The organism is Corallococcus sp. AB038B, from assembly GCF_003668955.1.
In the GTDB taxonomy this organism is placed as follows: Bacteria; Myxococcota; Myxococcia; order Myxococcales; family Myxococcaceae; genus Corallococcus; species Corallococcus exiguus.
Map to the genome: position 1 here is coordinate 2694657 of NZ_RAWO01000001.1, position 19317 is coordinate 2713973.

General features: G+C 71.7%; 15 protein-coding genes and 1 tRNA gene. 8 read left to right on the forward strand and 8 right to left on the reverse strand.

From position 1 onward, the window contains the following. Window positions 1-81: 81 nt before the first annotated feature. The 3 genes from D7Y04_RS11115 (at window position 82) to D7Y04_RS11125 (ending at window position 3847) form a co-directional block, all read left to right on the forward strand. A complete protein-coding gene (locus tag D7Y04_RS11115) occupies window positions 82-1344 on the forward strand; it encodes a myxosortase-dependent phytase-like phosphatase (RefSeq protein ID WP_121759186.1) in 1263 nt (420 codons plus the stop codon). Between the two features lie 51 nt (window positions 1345-1395). After that, complete coding sequence (locus D7Y04_RS11120) at window positions 1396-3192, forward strand: bifunctional UDP-sugar hydrolase/5'-nucleotidase (RefSeq protein WP_121759187.1); 1797 nt, start codon at window positions 1396-1398, stop codon at window positions 3190-3192. A 232-nt stretch (window positions 3193-3424) separates the two neighbouring features. Continuing rightward, window positions 3425-3847: a hypothetical protein gene (locus D7Y04_RS11125; protein WP_120599375.1), complete on the forward strand. Its 423-nt coding sequence runs from the start codon at window positions 3425-3427 to the stop codon at window positions 3845-3847. 150 nt (window positions 3848-3997) lie between these two features. Here D7Y04_RS11125 and D7Y04_RS11130 read toward each other — a convergent pair whose 3' ends face one another. From D7Y04_RS11130 to D7Y04_RS11145, 4 genes are all read right to left on the reverse strand, one after another. Beyond that, window positions 3998-6778, reverse strand: coding sequence for an Hsp70 family protein (locus D7Y04_RS11130; protein WP_121759188.1), 2781 nt, complete (start codon window positions 6776-6778; stop codon window positions 3998-4000). Between the two features lie 25 nt (window positions 6779-6803). Next, window positions 6804-8666: an Hsp70 family protein gene (locus D7Y04_RS11135; protein ID WP_121759189.1), complete on the reverse strand. Its 1863-nt coding sequence runs from the start codon at window positions 8664-8666 to the stop codon at window positions 6804-6806. A gap of 88 nt (window positions 8667-8754) precedes the next feature. After that, window positions 8755-9369 (reverse strand): DUF2760 domain-containing protein, encoded by a 615-nt coding sequence (locus D7Y04_RS11140; protein WP_120599372.1) that lies wholly within the window; start codon window positions 9367-9369, stop codon window positions 8755-8757. A gap of 98 nt (window positions 9370-9467) precedes the next feature. Further along, window positions 9468-9540, reverse strand: a tRNA-Ala gene (locus tag D7Y04_RS11145). Window positions 9541-9742: 202 nt separating this feature from the next. On the opposite strand from D7Y04_RS11145, the gene D7Y04_RS11150 reads away from it, so the two are divergent. The 5 genes from D7Y04_RS11150 to D7Y04_RS11170 all read left to right on the forward strand — a co-directional run bounded on the left by D7Y04_RS11150 (window position 9743) and on the right by D7Y04_RS11170 (window position 16012). Next, window positions 9743-12094, forward strand: a complete 2352-nt coding sequence (locus D7Y04_RS11150) for a tetratricopeptide repeat protein (protein WP_121759190.1) — start codon at window positions 9743-9745, stop codon at window positions 12092-12094. Between the two features lie 213 nt (window positions 12095-12307). Then, window positions 12308-13192 (forward strand): heme o synthase, encoded by an 885-nt coding sequence (cyoE, locus tag D7Y04_RS11155; protein ID WP_120600285.1) that lies wholly within the window; start codon window positions 12308-12310, stop codon window positions 13190-13192. Window positions 13193-13231: 39 nt separating this feature from the next. After that, window positions 13232-14221: an ABC transporter ATP-binding protein gene (locus D7Y04_RS11160; RefSeq protein ID WP_121759191.1), complete on the forward strand. Its 990-nt coding sequence runs from the start codon at window positions 13232-13234 to the stop codon at window positions 14219-14221. After that, window positions 14218-15087, forward strand: coding sequence for an ABC transporter permease (locus tag D7Y04_RS11165; protein WP_121759192.1), 870 nt, complete (start codon window positions 14218-14220; stop codon window positions 15085-15087). The genes D7Y04_RS11160 and D7Y04_RS11165 overlap by 4 nt, the downstream gene beginning before the upstream one ends. A 91-nt stretch (window positions 15088-15178) precedes the next feature. After that, window positions 15179-16012, forward strand: coding sequence for a carboxypeptidase regulatory-like domain-containing protein (locus tag D7Y04_RS11170; RefSeq protein ID WP_199749640.1), 834 nt, complete (start codon window positions 15179-15181; stop codon window positions 16010-16012). Between the two features lie 116 nt (window positions 16013-16128). On the opposite strand, the gene D7Y04_RS11175 is transcribed toward D7Y04_RS11170, so the two are convergent. The 4 genes from D7Y04_RS11175 to D7Y04_RS11190 are packed head-to-tail and all read right to left on the reverse strand — an operon-like array spanning window position 16129 to window position 19018. Beyond that, window positions 16129-17538 (reverse strand): ATP-binding protein, encoded by a 1410-nt coding sequence (locus D7Y04_RS11175; RefSeq protein WP_121759194.1) that lies wholly within the window; start codon window positions 17536-17538, stop codon window positions 16129-16131. After that, window positions 17538-18218, reverse strand: coding sequence for a response regulator transcription factor (locus D7Y04_RS11180; RefSeq protein ID WP_120578923.1), 681 nt, complete (start codon window positions 18216-18218; stop codon window positions 17538-17540). Before D7Y04_RS11180 ends, D7Y04_RS11175 begins: the two co-directional genes overlap by 1 nt. A gap of 14 nt (window positions 18219-18232) precedes the next feature. After that, window positions 18233-18448, reverse strand: a complete 216-nt coding sequence (locus D7Y04_RS11185; RefSeq protein WP_120597922.1) for a hypothetical protein — start codon at window positions 18446-18448, stop codon at window positions 18233-18235. 36 nt (window positions 18449-18484) lie between these two features. Beyond that, window positions 18485-19018 carry a periplasmic heavy metal sensor gene (locus D7Y04_RS11190; RefSeq protein WP_120578921.1) on the reverse strand — a complete coding sequence of 178 codons (534 nt, stop codon included), beginning with the start codon at window positions 19016-19018 and terminating at the stop codon, window positions 18485-18487. Window positions 19019-19317: the final 299 nt, after the last annotated feature.

The window sequence follows — 19317 nt, forward strand, 5'->3', positions numbered from 1 at the left end:
CCAACCGTTCCAGGGTTTCAGGGAACTTGAAGTGTGACGTGCCTATGCCTAGGTAGGGAGCGACCTGCCCAGGAGCCGCCCATGCGCAACCTCTCCCTCCCTGCATTGACGGCCGTGCTCATGAGCACGGCGGCGGGGGCCCAGACGGCTCCCGTGGCGGTTCCCTACACCGTGCAGACCCAGCCCGGAGCGCGCTCCGGGGGCGGCACCGTGAACGACGTGGCCCTGTGGGTGAACCCGGCCAACCCGGCCGATAGCCGACTCATCACGGCGGACCAGAACAACGGACTGTTCACCTACGCCCTGGACGGCGGGGAGGTGCAGGGCAACACCGAGGGCACGTCCGTGAGCGTGGACGTGCTGGGCGGCTTCCCGCTGGCGGGCGGTACGAACGCGGCGCTGGTGCTCAGCGCCAACCCCACGCTGACGGGGCTCGTTCCCTACGTGATGGATGCCACGGCGGATGGCGGCGGGCTCACCCGCCTGTCACCCACGACGGCCCCGCTGGACCAGGGCGTCAGCTATGGGACGGTGCGGATGGCCCGCGGGGCGGATGGGACCATCCAGGCCTTCGGTGGACTCGCGGCCGGCGGCCTGCGGCAGTTCGCGCTGACGCCCACCGACGGCGGCGTCACGGGGACCCCGGTGCGAGACATCCCGGCGGGTGGGGTGGTGGGGCTGGTGGTGGACCCGGCGTACCGCGCGCTCTACGTGGCGCAGCAGGGGCAGGGGCTCTACCGCTACGGCGCGGACGCGGACGCCGGCACCCAGGGCACGCAGGTGGTGGGCCTGGGGGACGGCGGCCTGACGTCCGTGGGGCGCATCGCGCTGTACGAGGCGTCCGGGGTGGACGGTTACCTCGTGGCGTCGGATCCGAACGCGAACACCTTCGTCGTCTTCGACCGGCGCACGCTGGGCCGGGTGGGTGCGTTCCAGCTGGGGCTGGACGCCGGCACGGACGCGGTGGAGCAGTCGCGCGGGCTGGTGGCCTGGTCGGGCGCGCTGGGCACGGCCTTCCCGGAGGGGCTCTTCGTCGCGCATGACGGCGTCAGCAGCAGCACGTTGACCGACAACCTCAAGCTCACCTCATGGGGCAACGTGGCGCGGGCGTTCTCGCCGCCGCTCATCATCGCGCAGCAGCCGGCGGACGCTGGCGTGGACGGCGGCACCGGCAACGACGGCGGTGGCGGCGTCATCATCAATCCGGGCGACGGCAACCCCAATGGCAGTGGCGGCGGGACCGACGACGACAGCGGCTGTGGGTGCACCAGCACGTCGGTGCCGGCCATCGCGACGCTGGGGCTGCTGGCCATGTCGCTCCTGGGCCGCCGGCGCCGGAGCTGACGCTCGAAGCGGGTTGAAAGCGACAGGGGGGCGGGATGAAGTGCGCGCTCCATGCGCTCCTTCCGTTCCTCCGTCCTCGCGCTCGCGGTGCTCGCCTCCGCCTGCAAGGGCGGCCCGACGCCCGCTCCCGCCACCACCCCGCCCCCCGCGCCCGCCCCGGCCGAGCCCGTGCGGCTCACGGTGGTGGGCACCAACGACTTCCACGGCTGGGTGATGCCCCACCGCGCCACGCTGCCGGACGGGCAGAAGGTGGAGCAGGGGGGCGCGGCGCTCTTCGCGTCCTACGTGGCGCGGCTGCGCGAGGACAACCCGGGCGGCGTGCTGCTGGTGGACGGCGGCGACCTGTTCCAGGGAACGCTGGCGTCCAACCTGGGCGAGGGCGCCATCGTCGTCGACGTGTACAACCTGCTGGGCTACACGGCGGTCGCCATCGGCAACCACGAGTTCGACTACGGGCCGGTGGGCCCGGGGCCCGTGGCCACGCGTCCGGACGAGGACCCGCTGGGTGCGCTCAAGGCCCGCGCGGCGCAGGCCCGGTTCCCCTTCCTGTCCTCCAACGTGCGCGAGAAGGACGGACGCCCCCCGGCGTGGCTGGGCAACGACGGCACCACCGTCGTCACCGTGAAGGGCGTGAAGGTGGGCCTGCTGGGCCTGTCCACGCTGTCGACACCGCAGACGACCAACCCGGCGAACGTGGCGGGACTGCGGTTCGAGTCCCTGGCCGACTCCGCGAAGCAGGCCGCGAAGTCGCTGCGCGAGCAGGGCGCGGAGGTGGTGGTCGCCATCGCGCACGCGGGCGGCAAGTGCACGGACGTGTCGAACCCGCGCGACACGTCCGGGTGCGAGCGCGACGACGGCGAAATCTACGCGGTGCTGGAGGCGCTGCCGAAGGGCGCGGTGGACGCGGTGGTGGCGGGCCACACGCACCAGGTCATGGGGCACTTCTTCGGCGACGTGCCGGTCATCGAGACGACGGGGCTCGCGCGCTCCTTTGGCATGGTGGACCTCTTCGTGGATCCGAAGACCCACCGCGTGCTGCCCGAGCGCACGCGCATCAACGCCGCCATCCCGGTGTGCGGCGCCGTGGACGCCACGCTGAAGTCGTGTGATCCGCTGGTGCTGCGGGACGCGAAGGACGTGCGGCTGGTGCCGGCCACGTTCCTGGGCCAACCGGTGACGCCGGATGCCCGCGTGGAGTCGCTGGTGGCCCCCGCGGAGGCGCGCGTGGAGGAGGAGCAGCGCCGCCCGGTGGGCGTGGAGACCCAGGCCCGCATGCCCCTGGTGTACGAGGGCGAGAGCACGCTGGGCAACCTCATCGCGGACTCGATGCGGGAGGCGGCCCGCTCCGACGCGGCGGTGATGAACGCGGGCGGCATCCGGGCGGACCTGCCGCAGGGGCCGCTCACCTTCGGGAAGCTCTACGAAATCCTGCCCTTCGACAACACGCTCGCGGTGCTGGACCTGAGCGCGGACGAGTTGCGCCGCTTCCTGTCGCTGGCCTACGGCGGCCGCAAGGGCGTCTTCGCTGTGTCCGGCCTGGAGGTGACGCTGAGCGCCTGCCCGGGTCCGGAGCGCTTCCAGGGCGTGACGCTGCCGGGAGGCAAGCCGCTGAAGGCGAAGGCGACCTACCGGGTCGCGGTGCCGGACTTCCTGCTGCGCGGCGGTGACGGGGTGGGGTCCCTGACGTCCACGCTGCCACAAGAGCGTATCCACCTGTTGCAGGCGCAGGACCTGCGCGAGGTGCTCACCGCGTACGGCCGCGCCCACGGCAACGCGCTGAAGCCCCCGGCGCTCGGACGCGTGCACCTGGTCAAGGCGGCGGGGCCCTGCGCGGACGCGAAGCCCTGAAATAAGCGCGGCCGGCGTTGGAATTTTTCCCTCCGTGCTGATCCGCTGGGGCTGGATCGCGGCGCAACCCAGCGGAAGATCAGCACATGGCGCCCAGGGCCGAATTTTCGGCCTGGGATCAGTTTCCAACGGAGGGAAACCTCCCTACTCTAGGGCACGCGAGCTCCCTTGCAGGCGCGGCCCCGAGCCAGCGCGAGCAAGTTGGGGCCCGTGCGTGGGAGGGACAGAAGAAATGCTCTACAAAGTGACCCCGATGATGGTCCCCGCCGTGCCCGAGAAGAAAGAGGCACGCGAGCCGGGCCAGCCGCGCAAGCGGCGCAAGTCCTCCGTCTACGACGCTGACGGCCACGAGGTGTTGATCTCGCTGATGTGTCTGAAGTGCAAGACGCTCAAGCCGCTGGCGCAGTTCGGGCTGCGGAAGATGGCGGACGGCGCCATCCGCAACCAGCCGTGGTGCCGGGGCTGCCGCTCGGGCGCGGGCACGAAGAAGCCGAAGAAGGACGAGTCCCAGGCCGCCACCGTCCAGGTGCCCGCCGTCGCCGCCACGGAGCCCGTGCTCCAGGTCGTCGCCGCCGTGCCGCTCGACGCCGCGCCCGTGGCTCCGACGCTCGTCGACGCTCCGGCGGCCGACGCGACGCCCACCACCCTGGTCTGATTCACCGCCCGGGATGATCCGCCCTGCTGGGGCGCGTACTGTTCGCGCCCCGCATGTGACGGATCTGCCCGGAGCCTCTGCTCGCTTCGAGCCTCCAGGCGGGTCTCTTCCCGCCGGGCGATGATCCGCCCAGCCAGCCCGCCTCCTGCTTCAGGACAGCCGCAGGCCCGCCGGCAGTGTGTCGCCGAGCGCCCGGGCTTCGTCCGCCGCTTCCAGGGCCACCACTTCGCGCACCATCCGCACCCAGGTGTCGGAGGCCTTCGCGGCCACCAGCGCCTGGGCCGTGCGCTCGCGCAGCGCCGGATCCAGATCGCGCGTGCGGTCGCCGGTGAGGCGCGCGAGCTGGGCGGCGGCGAAGGGCGCGCCATCCACCTTGCGCAGGTCCAGGGACAGGAGCAGCTCCAGCCACGCCTCCGCCGTCTCCACGTCCACGACCTTGTGGCTGCTGCCGTACAGCGGCACGCGCGCGCCCAGCCGGCCCAGGGCCCACGCCCACGGGCCGCCGGAGCGGGAATCGGCCTTCAGCCGCGCGGCGATCCACCGGCCCACCTCCGCCTTGTCGCCCGGCGCCAGGTGCTCCAGCGAGGCGGCGGTGCGGATCATCTCGTCCAACCCTTCCGGTTGGATGCCCTTCAACTTGCCACCCTGCGTGGGCGCGTCCGGAGGCACGCGCCGGGCCAGGTGCGGCTGGAGGTAGCCGTACAGCTTCTGCTGCTGCGCTTCGGAGAGGCCGCCGGCGATGCGGCGCCACATCACCCAGAACTCCGTCCACACCGACTTGTCCGTGTGGTGCTGCACCAGCCCGTCGAAGAGGCTGAAGGTCTGCTCCGCGCGCCAGCCGTCCAGCGGGTAGCCGAAGCCGGGGCGCAGGCTGAAGCCGGTGAGGCTGTAGAAGACGCGCTCGTGGTCATCCGTGCGGCGGCGCTTGCTCGCGCCCGCATAGAGCGTGCTCCACAGCTCGCGCAGCACCGGCACGCGCCACGTCTCGCGAGGGCCCAGCACCTTCTCCAGCGTGCGCGACAGCTGCTTCACGTCCTTGGGCCCCAGGGGCAGCGGCTTGTTGCCGTAGACGCGCTCCACGTTGTCCTTGGCCTCGGCGAAGCGCGCGGGCATGGACTCGGTGACGGTCAGCTCGTGCGAGCCGCCGGTGCCGCGCAGCTCGAACTCCAGGCGCCAGCGCTCGTCCGCGACGTCCGACACGCAGAACAGCTCCAGCGTGCCAATCTCCGTGAGCGCGGCCTGCAGGTGCACCGGCACGTCGCTGACCTTGCCGGACGCGCCCTTGAGCAGCGTGTGGATGGGCGGCAGCGGCTTCAGGTCCTCCGCCAGCGGCACCAGATCCCCCGGCTTGTCGATGCGGTCGCTCGTCGTGCTGTAGAGCGCGAACTGCACCGGCCGGCCCAGGGTGAGCGTGAAGGGGCGCTCGCCCAGGTCCACCTTCTGGCCCTCCTCGAAGCCGCGAGGAATCAGGCACAGCGTCGGCTGCTCCGAGCTGTCCGGGCCGCGCTGGAGGCCCACGTAGTACGCGCGCGCCGCGCCACCGCCGATGCGCAGGCCGTGCCCGCGCCGCACCAGCCCGTAGTACGCCGCGCCGCGGGCCACCGCGAGCTCCAGCGACTCGTGCTTGAGCAGCGGGATGCGCGGCGCCTGCGGCCACCACGCGGACAGCGCATCCACCAGCCGCGCCGAAATCTGAGGCGAGTTGAAGACGCCGCCGTTGAGCAGGATGGCGTCCGGGCGGGGCAGGGCGCCGTCGTGCGACGGCGTCTCGCCCAGCGCCGTGAAGCCCGCCGCCGCGTGCTGCGCGAGGAAGGCCGCCAGGTGCCGCGTGACGGCCGGGTCCTGCACGTACGGCAGGCCCAGCTCCTGGAGCGCCATGCGCGCCGCGCGCCGGGGCCGGTCCACAGGTGAGGACATGGGGAAGAAGCCGTCCAGCACCAGCGCGTGCGCCTCGTCGCGGCCCAGCTCCGTGGACAGCGTGCCGCCCAGCAGCCGGCTGCCTTCGCCGATGAGCGACACGCCGTACTTCTCCGGCGGCGTGCGCCCCAGCAGCTCTTCCTTCGCGGTGCGAGCGGCCTGGATGGCCTGCGTCCACTGCGTCGCGGACAAGCGCCGGCCGTTCTGGGTGAGCTTCTCCTCCATGCGCCGGGCGAGCGCCGCGTCCATGTTGTCGCCGCCCAACATCAGGTGATCACCGACGGCCAGGCGCCGCAGCATGGGGCCTTCCGGCGACACGCCCGCGTGCACCAGCGTGAAGTCGGTGGTGCCGCCGCCCACGTCCACCACCAGCACCAGCCGCACCTGGGACAGCGTCTGCTCCAGGTCCGAACGGTGGCGCGCGGTGTAGTCGTAGAAGGCCGCCTGCGGCTCCTCCAGCAGCGTGAACTTCTCCAGCCCCGCCTTGCGCGCCGCGCTCACCGTGAGGGCGCGCGCCGCCTCGTCGAACGAAGCGGGGACGGTGATGACCACCTCCTGCTTCGCCAGGGGCTCGTCCGGGTGCGCGAAGTCCCACGCCCGGGCCATGTGCGTGAGCAGCAGGGCGGATGCGTCCACCGGGGACAGCTTCTGCACGTCCGCGGGCGCGCCCCACGGAAGGATGGGCGCGGAGCGGTCCACGCCCGGGTGACACAGCCAGCTCTTCGCGGACGACACGAGCCGGCCGGGCACGCGCGCACCCTGCCAGCGGGCCAGCTCGCCTACGACATATGGGCCGCCGTCGTCACCCCAGGGCAGGCGCAGCGCCTCCGGGGCAAGCTCGTGGCCGGCGGGGACGTAGACGGTGGACGGCAGGAGGGCGCGGGGGGCCACCTCGCCCTGGCGGACGAGCTGGGGCAGGGGGAAGTCCTCGACGGGCGCCCCCGAGCCTTTGCCTGGATCCACGGATGCCACCGCGCAATGGGTGGTGCCCAGGTCGATGCCGACGATTCGCATACGCCTCCGGTGTGCGGGGCCCCTTCTACTCCTTCATGCGCACGTTGAGCTCCAGCTTCCAGCGCCCGGATCCGTTCTTCTCCAGGCACCGCAGCTCCAGCGTGCCCACCTCCGTCACCGCCGCCTGGAGGTTCACCGGCGTCAAATCGCCAAAGGGCGTGGGCTGTCCGGGCAGCGACGTCTCTAGGGGCGCCACCTCCTCCAGCCCTCCGGACGCCAGCTCCGACTCCACGTCCTCCACCATCTCGCCCACGCGGTCATCGCGCCGCACGGACGACGCGAAGAAGCGGAAGCTGGTGGGCTCGCCGGTGACGAGTCCGAACTCCTGCGGTGGCACGTCCGCCTGCGTCCCTTCCTCCATGCCGAAGGGCGCCACGCACAGCGCCTTCACAGGAGGCTCCATGCCCGGCACCGCCGGCATCGCCGTCTCCACGCCCACGTAGTAGGCGCGCGCCGTGCCGCCGCGGATGCGCAGGCCATGCCCCTGACGCACCCAGCCGTAGTACGCCGCGCCGCGGGCCACCGCGAGGTCCAGGTCCGCGCCCTCCAGCTCCTTCGCCGGGGGCGCCCCTTCCGCCGCGAGCCACTGGTTGAGGACCTCCATCACGCGGCCCTTCAGCGGCCCGGCCTTGAAGACGCCGCCGTTGAAGAGCACAGCGGTGGGGTGCAGGAAGGCCTTGCCCGCCACGTCCACCGGCGAGTCCGAGCTGGCCGCCAGCGCCTGCGCCTGCCGGGTGAGGAAGGCCGCCAGGTGCTTCGTCACCGCCGGATCCTGCGCGTACGGCAGCGCCATCTGCGCAAGGCCCGTGCGGCGCGCGGTGCGCGGAAGGTCCGCCACCTCCGTCACCGGGAAGAAGCCGTCGGTGAGGACGCGGTCCAGCTCCTCGCGCGTCAGCTCCGTGCGCAGCGTGCCGCCGATGAGCGACGAGCCCCGGCCCGGAATGGCGATGGGCACCCGCTCCACGGACGGATCCGCGTAGAGCGTCTCCTTCGCCTGCCGGCATCCATAGGTGAGGCCGTTGAACTGCCACGCGTCCAGCTTGCGCCCGTCCGCCGCCATCCGCTGGTTGAGCGTGTGCGCCAGGGCGAGGTCCATGTTGTCGCCGCCCAGGAGGATGTGGTCGCCCACCGCCACGCGCAGCAGCTCCAGGTCGCCCTCGCGGTCCTTCACGGTGATGACGGAGAAGTCGGAAGTGCCGCCGCCCACGTCCACCACGAGGATGACTTCCCCGGGCTGCACCTGCCTGCGGAAGTTCTCCCCCATCGCCTCCAGCCACGCGTACAGCGCGGCCTGGGGCTCCTCGAGCAGGGTGATGTGCTCGAGGCCCGCCGCCTTCGCGGCCTCCAGCGTCAGGTCGCGCGCCGCCGCGTCGAATGAAGCGGGGACGGTGACGATGACCTCCTGCTTCGACAGCGCGTTGCCGGACTCCTCCTGCGCGCGGGCGAAGGTCTGGTCCCACGCCTCCTTCAGGTGGCGCAGGTAGCGCGCGGACGCATCCAGCGGCGACACGCGCTGAACCTCCGGCGGAGCCTGCCAGGGCAAGAGCGCCGAGCGCCGGTCCACGCCCGGATGCGACAGCCAGCTCTTCGCGGACGACACCAGCCGCGTGGGCACCTTCGCCCCGTGCGAGCGCGCGAAGTCACCCACGATGACGCCCGGCTCCGGGCTCCACGGCAGCGCGAGACTGCCCTCCGGGAACTCCTGCGCGCTGGGGAGGTAGAGGAAGGAGGGCAGCAGCGGGCGCGCTTCCACGGTGCCGGGCGCCGTCACCTGGGGCACGGGCAGCATGGACTGCGAGGGGCCGCGCGGCTTGCCGTCCTCGAGGTTGAAGTAGGACACCGCGGAGTGCGTGGTGCCCAGGTCGATGCCGATTGCGTATCGGGCCATATCGGTCAGGAACCCCGGGAAGGGGCCTTGTGGTTCCTCGAAGGGAAGGGGACTTCGGAGGATGCGCCGCCTGCTTCTCAGGCGGGCATCAGGCCAGCTCGACTTCCGCCGGCGCCAGCACTCGCGGCTCCATGGCGGGGCTGACCGTCGGGAACTTCACCTCCGTGGTCACCCAGCCGTGGTGCCGGAGCGTGCCACCATAAGGAGGTTCACCGGCGACGTTGCCGGTGAGCCGGATGCGCTGCGCGTCGAAGCCCGGCGGCACCGTCACCTTGTCGCCCTCGCCCTGCGGCAGCACCGGCTGGAGCGTCAGGTACTGGTGCACCACCTTGCGGCAGCCCTCGTGGACGATGCGGGCCGCCGCGCCCACGTCCGCGTCCGGGAAGGCCGCGACGTTCTCCTGCACGAAGTCCAGGAAGCGGCCCTCGCGCTGGAGCATGGCCAGGAGCGACAGGGCGCTGGCGTGCTCGCGCTCGGGGGGCAGGGGCGCCGGAGCGACGGGCGCCTGGACGACGGGCGTCTTCACCGGCGGTGGGGCCTGCGTGTCCCCGGACGGAAGCTCCTTGAGCTGGCCGGCGTCATAGGCGCGGCTGGTCGGCAGCACGGCCTGCGCGAATTCGCGGGACACGAGGCAGCGCCAGAAGCACAGCCAGGCGAGCCAGAAGCGGGCGAAGAACGACAGGGAGGCGGACGGGTCGGTCATCGGCCCCGGATAACAAAGCCGGAAGCCTTTGCAATTCGCCAATGGCCTGAAATGCAAAGGGCCTCACGGTTTCCCGTGAGGCCCTTTGTTCTTCAGAGTGGAGGTGGACGGGATCGAACCGACGACCTTCGCATTGCGAACGCGACGCTCTCCCAACTGAGCTACACCCCCACATGGGGACTGCTGGCTGCCTGCTGCGCCTCGCGGGCGTTGGGTCCCGAGAAGTGAGTGGGCTAGTACCGGAGCCTCACCTTGCTGTCAAGCAGCTCGTTTTCGGCACCAACCCTGCGATTGACGTGCCGCACTGTGGATGCCATAAAAACCCCCTTCCAGTACCGCATCCTTCCCGGCCATTCCGGGCACCTTCTGGTTCATGTCCACCTCCCCATCGAAGACGTTGAGCCCCACCGAGCTCGCGAAGCTTGAGCACTCGTTCGCTTCCGATCCCTCGTCGGATGCGTACAAGCCCCTGGCGGAGGCGTACCTCGACCTGGGTCGCTTCATGGAAGCGATGGTCGTCTGCAAGAAGGGCGTCAAGGCGCACCCGACCGCGGCCGATCCCCGCATCCTCCTGGCCCGCGTCTACGCGGCGCAGAACAAAGATAAGAAGGCGCTTGAGGAAGTGATGGGCGCCCTCCAGGTGCAGCCGGAGGACAAGGCCGCCCTGCGCATGGCGGGCGTGCTGCAGATCAAGAGCGGCGAGGCCGACACCGGCCGCGGCAATCTGCTCAAGGCCTACCAGGCGGACCCCGGCGATCCGGAGACCGTCACGCTCCTCCAGCAGTACAAGGTGGAGATCCCCCGCCCCGTGGCGCCCACCCCGGTGCTCGCGCCCGTGGCCGCGCCGCCCCCGGCCGCCGCTGAAGCGCCCGCCGCGGCGACCGTCCCCGTGACGGCCCCGCCCGCCGCCGCTGAAGCGCCCGCCGCCACGTCCGCGGGCCGCATCAACGCCCCGTCCCAGCAGGCGGCCCGCACGGCGCGCCCGTCGGATTCCACCTCGCGCCCCACCCAGCGCCGTCCGCAGGTGGTGGTGGAAGAGGTCGAGGACGACGACGACGAGCCGGCGTCGCGCCGCAAGAACCCGCCCAAGAGCAACGGCAGCAAGATGCTGTCGATGGTCCTGCTCATCCTCATCCCGCTGTTCGCGGGTGGATACGGCTTCTACTCGGCGCAGGCCAAGAAGCGCGGCCGCGAGCTCAAGAAGAACCTGGACGTCGCCACCGAGCAGCTCAAGCACGACTCGTTCGCCAGCTACAAGAAGGCGTGCGAGGCGGCGGACCTGGCCCTGGAGGTGGACGCCGACTCCACCGCGGCCCACGGTTATCTGGCGTACGCGTACGCCATCCGCTGGGGTGAGCACGGCGGCGGCGACGACGCGCGCCGGCAGGCCGAGGAGCACCTGGCGGCGGCCCAGAAGGGCAAGGAGCTGTCCAGCCACCTCATCGCCGCTCAGGCGCTGATCAAGACGTACAGCGGTGACGGCAAGGGCGCGCTGGCCTCGCTGGAGACGCAGGTCAAGGAGCTCAACGACCAGAACAAGGCGTCCTCGCTCCTGTACCTCACGCTGGGCCTCATCCAGATGAACGCGGGTGACCTGGAGCGCGCGCGCGACAGCCTGGAGCGCGCGCAGGCGCTGGCTCCGGATGATCCGCGCGTCTACGCGGGCCTGGGCGCGGTGTACCGCCGGCTGGGCCAGGACAACACCGCCTGGAAGAACTACGACTTCGCCCTGCGCTACGAGAAGGACCACCCGGAGTCGCTGCTGGGCCGCTCTCTGCTGATGCTGGAGCAGGACGCGCCGAACTACGCGGTGGCCAGCCGGGACATCAAGAAGCTGCTGGAGGCGGAGCCCCCGCCCAGCCCGCGTCAGCTCGCCACCGCGCAGCTCGCGCGCTCGCTGCTCATCGCCCGCGTGGCGCTGGCCATGCCCACGCTCAAGCCGGACCAGCAGCAGCTGCTGACCGAGGCCACGGGCGTGCCGGCGGAGCCCGCCAAGGCGAAGCAGGAGGTCACGAAGGCGGAGGAGACCGGCTTCGCGCTCGACAAGCAGAACCCGGAGCTCAACCTCATCAAGGGCCGCCGCCTGCTGGCGGAGGGCAACTTCGACGCGGCCGCCGAGGAGATCCGCAAGGCCGTCCGCGCGGACGGCAGCCGCGCGCAGTTCCACGTCGAGCTGGCCAAGGCCCTCATGGGCAAGCCGGGCGGTGAGAAGGAGGCCTCCGAGGCGCTCGTCACCGCGCTCAAGACGATGGGCGACAGCCCCAAGCTGGTGGTGATGCTGGGCAACGCCTACCGCCGCCAGAACAAGCTGGAGGACGCGCTCGCGCAGTACCAGCGCGCGGTGAAGGACCCCAAGGCGAAGAACCCGGAGGCCCGGCTCGCCATGGGCGCCATCTACCGGGAGCGCTCGGAGTGGGACAAGTCGAAGGAGCAGTTGGAGAAGGCCAGCCAGGAGTTCTTCGGCCAGCCGGACCGCGTCGCCAACGCGCTCACGGAGCTGGGCCGCGTCTACCAGGGCAAGGGCGACGCCGCGAAGGCGGACGAGACCTACCAGCGCGCGCTGCAGGCCGACGAGAACTACTCGCCGACCTACTACTTCTACGCGCAGCTGCTCTCCAAGGACGCCAAGCAGTCGGGCAAGGTCAAGACGCTGGCGGCCGAGTACGTGCGGCGCGAGCCCAAGGGCGAGTACCTCGCCGACGCGCAGCGGCTCGCGGGGAACTGAACCCCCGCCTCCCGCTGTCCCCCACGCCGCGAGGCCCCTTCCCGGGCTTCGCGGCGTTTCGTTTTTGACGGGGGGCGACAAGGCAGGCTGATGTGGCGGGGAGCCCCAGCCTTGCCACCCCTCCCAGGTGACGGTATGGGAGGGTCCACCCCACACCCCCTTGACCGGTAGCCGGGAGCGACCGCGGTCCAGGGACTACCTGCTGGAGTCCGCTTGAGCGCGCGTGCCCTGTCCCAGTCGTCCACCGCGTCCGACCTGATCTCCCTCACCAAGCCGAGGCTGTCGTCGCTGGTGCTCATCACCGCGGCGGGTGGCATGTTCATGGCTCCGGGGCACTTCACGCCGGTGCGGACGCTGGTGACGCTGTTGGCCACGGCGGGCACGGTGGGCGCGGCGAACGCGTTCAACTGCTACTGGGAGCGCCACAGCGACCAGTTCATGGCGCGCACGCGCAACCGGCCGCTGCCCGCCGGGCGCATGGACCCCAACACGGCGCTGTGGTTCGGCCTGTCGCTGGCGGCGGTGTCGCTGCCCGCGCTGGTGCTGGGCGCCAACCTGCTCACCGGCGTGCTGGGGCTCGTCGCGCTGCTCAGCTACGTGCTGGCGTACACGCCGCTCAAGGCCCGCACGTCCGCGGCGATGCTGGTGGGTGCGATTCCCGGCGCGCTGCCGCCGCTCATGGGCTGGACGGCGGTGACGGACCAGGTGGACGCGGGCGGCTTCGCGCTGTTCGCCATCATGTTCCTCTGGCAGATGCCGCACTTCATCGCCATCGCGCTGTTCCGCAAGGACGAGTACGCCGCCGCGGGCCTCAAGTCCGTTCCGCTGGAGCGCGGGGACGAGTCCAGCCGCGCGCAGGTGGTGCTCTACCTGGTGGCGCTGGTGCCCATGACGCTGTTGCCGTTCCAGCTGCACATCGCGGGCACGTGGTACCTGGCCGCGGCGGTGGTGCTGGGCCTGGGCTTCCTGGGCCTGGGGGCGTGGGGCTTCTTCAAGCACCTGGGAAAGCCCTGGGCGCGCCAGACGTTCCTGTATTCGCTCGTGTATCTCACCGGCCTGTTCGCCGTGATGGCGCTGGACCGCATCCCCCGCGGCTAGCACTCCCTCGCTGCGTCCGGGTGCGAGGCCGCCTTTCGCATGCCTGACACCTCCGTTCCAACCCCGCCCCCGCCGCTGCTGCGCATCGAGGGGCTCACGCGCCGCTTCAGCGAGCGCACCGCCGTGGACGGGCTGTCGCTGTCCGTGCAGCCGGGCGAAATCCTGGGCCTCCTGGGGCCCAACGGCGCCGGCAAATCCACCACCTTCCAGCTGCTCGCGGGCCTGCTCTCGCCGGACGCGGGCCAGGTGCACTTCGCCGGCAAGGTGCTGTCCCTGAGCGACCCGGCGTTGCGGCGCCAGATGGGCATCATCTTCCAGAAGAGCAGCCTGGATGACCTGCTCACCGCCCGGGAGAACCTGCTCTTGGGCGCGCGCCTGTACGGCCTCACGGGCGCGGACGCGAAGGCGCGCGTGGAGACGATGCTGTCGCTCATCGGCCTGAAGGACCGGGGCGATGAGAAGGTGGGCACCTGGTCGGGCGGCATGCGTCGGCGGCTGGAGCTGGCTCGGGCGCTGGTGCACCAGCCGCGCGTGGTGCTGATGGATGAGCCCACGCAGGGCCTGGACGAGGCGGCCTTCCGCACCTTCTGGACGCACCTCAAGCGGCTGCGCGACGCGCAGGGCGTCACGGTGCTGCTCACCACGCACCGCGCGGATGAGGCGGAAGGGTGCGACCGGCTGGCGGTGCTGGACGCCGGGAAGCTGGTGGCGTGCGACACGCCCCGGGCGCTCGCCTCGCGCATGGGCGGGGACATCCTCACGCTGGAGGGCCCGGAGCCGGAGGCGCTGGCCGCGCAGGTGACGGAGCGGCTGGGACTTGGGGCGACGGTGGTGGAGGGGCGGGTGCAGGTGGAGGCTTCGCAGGGACACGCGCTGGTACCGCGGCTGGTGGAGGCCTTCCCCCCGGGACGGTTCGCCTCCGTGTCGCTGCGCCGGCCCACGCTGGCGGACGTGTTCCTCCAGCTCACCGGGAAGGCCCTGGGGGCGGATGCTCCCTCGCCCACGCCCGCGCCGAGGAAACGCCGATGAGCGCCGACATCCCCGTGCCTGTTCCGTCCTCCTCGCTGGACGCGCCCGCAGCCCCGGTCCACCGCCGGGAGCCAGGGACGCTGGCGCTCCAGTGGGCCACCGTGTGGGTGCTGCTCTCGCGCGACGTGGTGCGCTTCTTCCGGCAGCCCAGCCGGGTGGTGGGCGCGCTGGCGCAGCCCATCCTGTTCTGGTTCGTCATCGGCTCCGGGTTCGCGGGCTCGTTCCGCGTGGAGGGCGCGCAGGGGCTGGGCTACCAGCAGTTCTTCTTCCCGGGCGTCGTCACCATGGTGGTGCTCTTCAGCGCCATCTTCGCCACCATCACCGTCATCGAGGACCGCAAGGAGGGCTTCCTCCAGGCGGTGCTGGCGGGGCCGGGCTCGCGGCTGGCGGTGGTGCTGGGCAAGGCGCTGGGGTCGTCCACCATCGCGCTGATGCAGGCGTCGCTGTTCCTGCTCTTCGCGCCGCTGGCGGGCGTGGACGTGAAGGCGGTGGACTACCCGCTGCTCGCGGCGGTGATGGTTCTGTCCGCGCTGGCGCTCACCGGCATGGGCATGGCGCTCGCGTGGTGGGTGAAGTCGAGCGCGGGCTACCACGCGGTGATGAGCCTGGTGATGTTGCCCATGTGGGTGCTCTCCGGGGCCATGTTCCCGGTGAAGGGCGCGGGGCCGGTGATGTCATGGGTGATGACGCTCAACCCGATGCGCTTCTCCGTGGAGGGCGTGCGCCGCGCGCTGTACGGGGCGCAGGCGTCGCTGGCGGTGGGCTCGCAGGGTGGGGCGACGGTGGGGTGGGAGGTGCCCGCGCTGCTGGCGTTCGCGGCGGTGTTCGTCGGGCTGGCCGCGTTCAGCGTGAGCCGCCGCGAGTAGCCGTGCGCCGTGTGTCGATGGACTTGCCCGGTGCCTTCCACTACGACGGCGGGCACCGCATCACGAAATATCCTCCAGAGGAGACCGCCTCATGAAGCTGCGTCTGCTTGGCTTGTCGATGGTCGGTGTCGCGGGGCTGCTGGCCCTGCCCGCGTGCAAGAAGGAGGAGGCGCCCACGCCCCCCGCCGAGCGTCCGACGGCTCCCACGCAGCAGGCCGTGCCTCCGGCTCCCACGGCGGGCGCGGGGACGGGCGAGGCGGCGGCTCCGGCGGCGCCCGCGGGCAACGGCGTGGTGAAGGGCACGGTGTCGTTCACCGGCACGCCTCCGGTGATGGCGGACCTGGCGCCCAGCGTCGACCCCGCGTGTGACGGACGGCCGGAGAAGGAGCAGTCCGTGCTGGTGAAGGACGGCAAGCTCCAGAACGTGCTCGTGCGCGTGAAGGGGCCGGTCGCGGGTGCGCCCGCGGCGCCGTCCACGCCGGTGGAGGTGGACCAGTCGAAGTGCACCTACGTGCCGCGCGTGCAGGGTGCGGTGGCGGGCCAGCAGGTGGTGTTCAAGAACAGCGACGGCACGCTGCACAACGTGCGCGGCGTCGTTGGCACCAAGCCCCTGTTCAACGTGGCGCAGCCGCCCTCGGGCGCGCCGGTGCAGAAGCCGATGCCCTCGGACGCGGAGGTGCTGCGCCTCAAGTGCGACGTGCACCCGTGGATGACGGCCTACGTGGTGAGCAACCCCAACCCGTACTTCACCACCACCGGCGCGGACGGTTCCTTCTCGCTGACGGGCCTGCCCGCGGGCACGTACACGCTGGAGGCGTGGCACGAGACGCTGGGCACGAAGACGGCGGAAGTCACCGTGAAGGACGGCGCGCCCGCGGAGGCGACGTTCTCCTTCGCCGCGACGGACGCGCAGGCGAAGCAGTAGGCCCCAAGGGGAGGGGGCTGCTCGCGCGGCCCCTGCACCCTGAGGGTGGCTTCGCGACGGAGCCTCCCTTGCTCCCCTTGCATGGGGGCACGCGGACCGCGCGCTGGTCGCCGCCGCTAGGCCAGCGTGCTCGACACTGGACCCGGCGGCCCGGCCTTGCGCACCGTGAAGCCCACGCGCGCGCCTCCGGTGGGCCGGTTCTCCGCGAAGGTCTCTCCGCCGTGGGCCTTGGCGATTCGCTGCACCAGCGCGAGCCCCAGCCCCAGAGAGCCGGCCTCGCGCGCCTCTCCGCCTCGGTCCTTCCGGTAGAACGGCTGGAAGATGCGCTTCTCCTCGCCAGGCAGCAGGCCCGGGCCCCGGTCCTCCACGCTGAAGGACAGGTGCTCCTTCCCGTGCTCCTGGATGCGCAGCGCCTCCACGCCCACGCCGTGCTTGCGCGCGTTGTCGAGCAGGTTCACCAGCGCCCTGCCCAGCAGCGTCGCGTCCGCCATCAGCGCCACGTCGTCCGTCTCTGGCTGGAGCAGCGTCGCGGACAGCCCCACGCGCTCCAGCGCCTGCGCAGCGAGCACGCCCGCCTCCAGCGCCTTGGGCGTGAGCTGTCCGAAGTCCAGGCGCGAGCTGGCGAGCAGCTCGCCCACCAGCGCGTCCAGCTCCACGACCTCGCGGTCCACCTGGTCCAACGTGCGCGGGTTGCCGCCGCCATCGCGCAGCAGCTCCGTCAGCACCCGCAGCCGCGCCAGCGGCGTGCGCAGCTCGTGCGACACCGCCGCCAGCAGCTCGCGCTGATCCGCCATCTGCTTCTCGATGCGCGCCGCCATGTCGTTGAAGGACTCGGCGAGCACCGCGAACTCGCCGGTGGTGTGGCGGTCCAGGCTCGCCCGAGCACCCAGGCGGCCCTCGCCCAACTCCTGCGTGGCCTTCACCAGCGTGTCCACCGGCCGCGCCAGCCGGAACGAGATGCCGCCCGCCGCCGTCCACAGCACCAGCACCGCGATGCCCAGCGGCAGCACGGCGCGCCAGGGGCCCCGCGAGCGGGTCTGCAGGTAGCAGGCCTGCAACGACCCCAGCTGCGTGTCCTGCCGCATCACCGGGAGGGTCGCGTCCGGCTTCGAGCACGGGGAGCCGCCTGTCGCCACCACCGCGCCGGACAGGTCCGTCAGCACGACGTCCACGTCCAGGTCGTCGGAGATGCTCCGCATCAGGGCGTCGCGTTCGGCGGGCGCGTCCCACACCTCCGCGAACTGGTGGCCCACGAACGCGCGGATGCGATCCGTCTCCTGCCGCCAGCTGTTGCCGCCCGTCAGGTTCATCACCCACGACACCACGAGCACCGTCACCAGGATGGTGAGCCCGAACATGACGAACAGCCGCCGCCGCAGCCGCGCCTGTACGTACGAGCCCAGCCGGCCCAGGTGGAACATGCGCCGGCGGCGGGCATGGGCCTGGGCGTGGCGGCCGAACCTCCGGTGCAGCTCCGGCCCGCAGTCCTCCCGCTTGGGAGGCCAGTGGTGATGGCCCCAGCCCATCAGGCGCCCTCCTTGGCGAACACGTAGCCCACGCCGCGCACCGTCTTGATGAGGCGCGTGCCCACGTCCCCCAGCTTCTGGCGCAGGTGGGAGATGTGCACGTCCACCGTGCGCTCGCTCACCACCGTGTCGCTGCGGCCCGCCTCGCCCAGCAGCGCGTCGCGGGGAATCACCCGGCCCGCCCTGCGCACCAGCGCGAGCAGCAGGTCGAACTCCAGGCCCGTCAGCTCCACCGCGCGCCCCTCCACCTTTACCTCGCGCCCGGACACGTCGATGGAGACCCCGCTCGACTCGAGCCGGTCCGCCACCGCCGCCGGCTGCGCCCGCCGCAGCACCGCGCGCAGGCGGGCGAGCAGCTCGCGCGGGCCGAAGGGCTTGGGCAGGTAGTCGTCCGCGCCCAGCTCCAGGCCCACCACGCGGTCCGTCTCGTCGCCCTTGGCGGTGAGCATCAGCACCGGGATGCGGCTCTTTGCCCGGATGCGCTTGCACACCTCCAGGCCGTCCATGCCCGGCATCATCACGTCCAGCAGCACGGCGTCGTAGGCGTTGGCCTCCAGCGCGGCCAGCCCGCGGCCACCGTCGGGCGCGTGGCTGACGGTGATGCCGTTCTGCCCGAGGTACTCCGCGAGCAACTCGAACATCCGGGTGTCGTCATCGATGAGCAGGACGCGGGTGGGCATGGGCGGGGCGAATCCTAACGCGCTCCCGGTGCGTCAGCGGGGCCCGGTGCGCCCTGGGGCCTGGGGGCATGCCAGTCCCAGTAGGGCGGCATCCCGTTGCGGTAGGCGGGGCCGCCCCAGTCACCCCGGTGGCAGGAGGAGCGGTGGTGGCGGGCGAGGCTCGCGAAGCCGGAGGCATAGCCTCCGATGGCACCCGCGGCGAGGAGGACGACGAGCAGACGGTGGCGCATGGGCAATCTCCAGGAAGGGGACAGGGAAGGGTGGTTTCAGACGAAGGACGCGGGGCCGTCATCGTTGTGGGGGCGGCCACCCCACCGGCCGTACCCGCCGCAGCGCCGCCCGTGCCAGCCCCGGCCCTCGCCGCGCCATCCGTAGCCCCAGCCGTGCTCGATGATGTCCGCGAGCTCGCGGCGCTGGTTGGGCTCCAGCGCCTCGTGCACCTGGGACAGGGCGTCCTGCACGGCGTTGCGCAGCGTCTCCAGCGCCACGTCGTGGCGGGTGAACAGCTCGCGCAGCATGGCGCCGTCGAAGTGCTCCCCGCGCAGCGAGCCCGCGAGCGACGTGCGGCTGGGGCCCCACTGGTCCTTCACCTTGGCGAAGGCCTCGCGCACGTTCTCCACGGCCTTCACGATGACCTTCTCCTGGCCGGGGGACGTCTCCAGCCGCTCGAAGAGCCAGCGCAGCCGGGGGCGCATGCCAAACCGGCCTCCGCGGCCGTGGTGGTGGTGGCCGTAGCGCCCCCGGCGCAGGGTGGCGAAGAGGCCGGCGAGGCAGGCAGTACCGAAGATGAATCCGAACATGGTCTTGGCTCCAGGAAGCAGGCGAGCGCCGGATCGGCGGGCCCGTGTCGTTTCTGACGGAGCTCAAGGTAGAGGGCGGGTGTGAAGCCCACGCCCGGCGGCGGTGAAGAAGTGTGAAGGGCTTTCGGAGGGGTGTCCGGAATGCCCGGCGGGGCATGGGATGTTCCAATGCCGGGCCTCGACCGCATCCGATGTGTCGGATGAAGGACGACTTTCAGCAAGATTCCACCCTCTGGAGTGGTGTTCGGGCTGGAAGTGGGTAGAGTGCCCGGCGTGCCGGGGCGGTGTTCGTTTCGGCA

Bases quoted from the DNA above. Each gene is read 5' to 3' on its own strand.
- D7Y04_RS11180 (WP_120578923.1), bottom strand. From the start codon at position 18,218: ATGCCCACCCGCGTCCTGCTCATCGATGACGACACCCGGATGTTCGAG.
- D7Y04_RS11175 (WP_121759194.1), bottom strand. From the start codon at position 17,538: ATGGGCTGGGGCCATCACCACTGGCCTCCCAAGCGGGAGGACTGCGGG.
- D7Y04_RS11170 (WP_199749640.1), top strand. From the start codon at position 15,179: ATGAAGCTGCGTCTGCTTGGCTTGTCGATGGTCGGTGTCGCGGGGCTG.
- D7Y04_RS11125 (WP_120599375.1), top strand. From the start codon at position 3,425: ATGCTCTACAAAGTGACCCCGATGATGGTCCCCGCCGTGCCCGAGAAG.
- D7Y04_RS11120 (WP_121759187.1), top strand. From the start codon at position 1,396: ATGCGCTCCTTCCGTTCCTCCGTCCTCGCGCTCGCGGTGCTCGCCTCC.
- D7Y04_RS11135 (WP_121759189.1), bottom strand. From the start codon at position 8,666: ATGGCCCGATACGCAATCGGCATCGACCTGGGCACCACGCACTCCGCG.
- D7Y04_RS11150 (WP_121759190.1), top strand. From the start codon at position 9,743: ATGTCCACCTCCCCATCGAAGACGTTGAGCCCCACCGAGCTCGCGAAG.
- D7Y04_RS11185 (WP_120597922.1), bottom strand. From the start codon at position 18,448: ATGCGCCACCGTCTGCTCGTCGTCCTCCTCGCCGCGGGTGCCATCGGA.
- D7Y04_RS11115 (WP_121759186.1), top strand. From the start codon at position 82: ATGCGCAACCTCTCCCTCCCTGCATTGACGGCCGTGCTCATGAGCACG.
- D7Y04_RS11165 (WP_121759192.1), top strand. From the start codon at position 14,218: ATGAGCGCCGACATCCCCGTGCCTGTTCCGTCCTCCTCGCTGGACGCG.
- D7Y04_RS11130 (WP_121759188.1), bottom strand. From the start codon at position 6,778: ATGCGAATCGTCGGCATCGACCTGGGCACCACCCATTGCGCGGTGGCA.
- D7Y04_RS11160 (WP_121759191.1), top strand. From the start codon at position 13,232: ATGCCTGACACCTCCGTTCCAACCCCGCCCCCGCCGCTGCTGCGCATC.
- D7Y04_RS11190 (WP_120578921.1), bottom strand. From the start codon at position 19,018: ATGTTCGGATTCATCTTCGGTACTGCCTGCCTCGCCGGCCTCTTCGCC.
- D7Y04_RS11140 (WP_120599372.1), bottom strand. From the start codon at position 9,369: ATGACCGACCCGTCCGCCTCCCTGTCGTTCTTCGCCCGCTTCTGGCTC.